Here is a 2,329-nt window from a genome sequence, read left to right as displayed (position 1 = left end):
GTCCAGGTATGCGACCGCCTTGGTCTTGAGATCTTCCACCGACTCGATTGCTGAACGAACGAGTGCGAGCCGAGCCGGCGCGGGCTGATCGGCCTCGCCCGCAACGACGATTTCGTAGGCGTACCCGCTCGGCGGGTCAATCATCCACAGCCTAGCCTCTGACAGAAAACGCATGTTGCTCATGCTGCTCAACGTCAAAGGTCAGCGGGCGGCGGAGCCGTCCGCTGCAGCGACAGGTTGGGCAGCAGGCTGGTACCAAACCTCAGTGCCCACGGGAACATCTGCTTTTGAGAGTCCGTGAAAGACGCAACCCCACCGCGGCTCCTTGGGCGGCGGGGTTTGGGAAATCCACTGAACCGTGAGCATTGCTTGCACAGCAGAAGCGTCAGGCATTCGCAGTTGGACTTCAAGTTTGGATGGGCCGCCGTAGTCTTGCACGAGCGGACCGGGCACCACCACGAGCCCACCGAAGGCCGGGATATCGAAGGTGTCCTCAACTCTCAAGAGTAGCTTCATGCCTGCTGCTCAACGTGTTCTCGGGAGACCGCCACTGCTACTTAGGCAGGCAAGCTGCGCCCTAGATCGGTGCCGACTGGCGGACAAAAGCAATTGATTCATCAGCAATTTTTTCACGTTGACTGTATGGATATACAGCACCAAATTCCCGGCAAAAGCGGCGCGTCGTTACAAGTTCTCATTGAACAGAGGCAGTGCCGCTGGAGGGCTCATGATGCCAGTCCAGTTGCCGACCTTGCCACCTCGGGGAAACCTGCGGCCCCGGCCGTCACCGAGCGAATTGCCGCCACTGCGGTCGGTCCGCGTGCTCGATCAGTTGCGCGAGCGCTGCCGCCTCCTGCACTACAGCCTGCGCACCGAAGAGGTCTACGCCTACTGGGTAAAAGCCTTCATCCGCTTTCATGGGTTGCGGCATCCGGCGGAGCTGGGTGGGCCCGAGGTGGAGGCCTTCCTGACGTATCTGGCCAATGACCGTGCAGTGGCGCCGTCAACCCACAGCCAGGCCCTGTCTCGGCTACTCGGACGTGGCCACCACGATGATCTACACCCACGTGCTCAAGCTCGGCGGCGGTGCCGTGCGCTCGCCACTGGATGTACTGGCCATGGCTCGACAGGAGGCTTCATGAACCTGGACATCGAACGGATCGACGACGCCGTGCTGGCCTTGCTGCTGCTGGGCCTGCATGACGGCCAGCATGCGTGGAAGTCCTTCGATTGGGATGCGATGGGCCGGCTGCACGAGAAGGGGTTGATCAGCGACCCGGTCGGCAAGGCGACGTCCGTGGCTCTCACCGATGAAGGCCTGCAGAGGGCGGAGGCCCTGCTGCAGTCGCTATTTGGCAAGGCGGGCTAAGCGGCTGAGGCCGCACCGCCGCACCGCCGCAGCGGCGCCGGCCGACTCATCACCCCGCCAGCAACTGCTCCAACCGCTGCTCGCGCAGACCATAAAAGCGCTTGATCTCGGCAATCTGCGCCAGCAGCTCGGGCCGGCGCGCAGCCAACGCCTCGGCGGCCAGGCCCTGCGCCTTCACGGCCAGGATCATCTTGTTCTTGCTGGTGTGCTCCAGCGCGATGAACTCGAAGACCTGGGTGCGGTAGCCCTGGCTCTCCAGCAGCAGGGCGCGCAGCGAGTCGGTCACCATCTCGGCCTCCTGGCCGAGATGGATGCCGTGCTGCAGCATGGGCCGCAGCACCGCGGGCAGCGTCATCTGCGGGCGCAGCTCCTTGTGGCAGCAGGGCGAACTCATGATGACTTTGGCGCCGGACTGCAGGCCGACATGCAGGGCATGGTCGGTGGCGATGTCGCAGGCATGCAGGGCGATCATCACGTCCAGCGGCTGCACGGCCTGGGTGCGCACATCGCCCTGGTCGAAACGCAGGCCGGTGAGGCCCTCGTTGTCGACGATGGCACCGCACAGCTTGACCATGTCGTCACGCAGCTCGATGCCCGTCACGCGGGGGCTGAGGCCGTGGGACTGCAGCCAGTCATGCACGGCGAAGGTCAGGTAGCCCTTGCCAGAGCCGAAGTCGGCCACCCGCACGGGGCCTTGCAGCTCGGCCTCGTCGACGGCCGAGGACAGGATCTCGACGAAGCGATTGATCTGCTTCCACTTGCGTGCCATCGCTGGCACCAGCGCCGGCTCGCCCTTGACAAGGTGGGTCAGCCCCAGCGCCGACCACACGGGATTGACCATGTCCAGCGGGCGCTGCTTGGCCTTGTCGTGGGCAGCGGGAGCAACCGCTTCAGACCCATCGACGCGCGTCACCCGCAGCGTTTCCCGGCCCTTGCGGCTGACGGCGAACTGCACCTCTT

At 64.4% G+C, this 2,329-nt stretch carries 4 protein-coding genes and 1 pseudogene; 3 read left to right on the top strand and 2 right to left on the bottom strand.

The features are described 5' to 3' along the window. On the bottom strand, window positions 1-183 hold a 183-nt coding region (locus AC1DU6_RS27865), incomplete at its 3' end, for a hypothetical protein (RefSeq protein WP_477861086.1). Window positions 184-727: 544 nt separating this feature from the next. Between AC1DU6_RS27865 and AC1DU6_RS27860 the strand changes: the two are divergent. The 3 genes and pseudogenes from AC1DU6_RS27860 to AC1DU6_RS27850 all read left to right on the top strand — a co-directional run. Next, window positions 728-973 (top strand): annotated as a pseudogene (locus AC1DU6_RS27860) (phage integrase N-terminal SAM-like domain-containing protein); the annotation flags it as partial. 67 nt (window positions 974-1,040) lie between these two features. Further along, on the top strand, window positions 1,041-1,142 hold the full coding sequence (locus AC1DU6_RS27855) for an integrase (RefSeq protein WP_477861088.1): 102 nt from the start codon (window positions 1,041-1,043) through the stop codon (window positions 1,140-1,142). Then, a complete protein-coding gene (locus AC1DU6_RS27850; protein ID WP_457323580.1) occupies window positions 1,139-1,369 on the top strand; it encodes a DUF6429 family protein in 231 nt (76 codons plus the stop codon). Before AC1DU6_RS27855 ends, AC1DU6_RS27850 begins: the two co-directional genes overlap by 4 nt. Window positions 1,370-1,418: 49 nt before the next feature. Here AC1DU6_RS27850 and AC1DU6_RS27845 read toward each other — a convergent pair. After that, window positions 1,419-2,329, bottom strand: a 911-nt coding sequence (locus tag AC1DU6_RS27845) for a class I SAM-dependent methyltransferase (RefSeq protein ID WP_477861084.1), incomplete at its 5' end; no start/stop codon positions are given.

The sequence above is a fragment of the Roseateles sp. P5_B10 genome (assembly GCF_056400485.1).
The sequence above is the reverse complement of the archived record's forward strand: the minus strand, read 5'-3'. Positions and strand labels throughout refer to the sequence as shown.

What these genes read in the sequence shown, in the direction of transcription:
- AC1DU6_RS27850 (WP_457323580.1), top strand. Translation starts at nt 1,139, where the DNA reads ATGAACCTGGACATCGAACGGATCGACGACGCCGTGCTGGCCTTGCTG.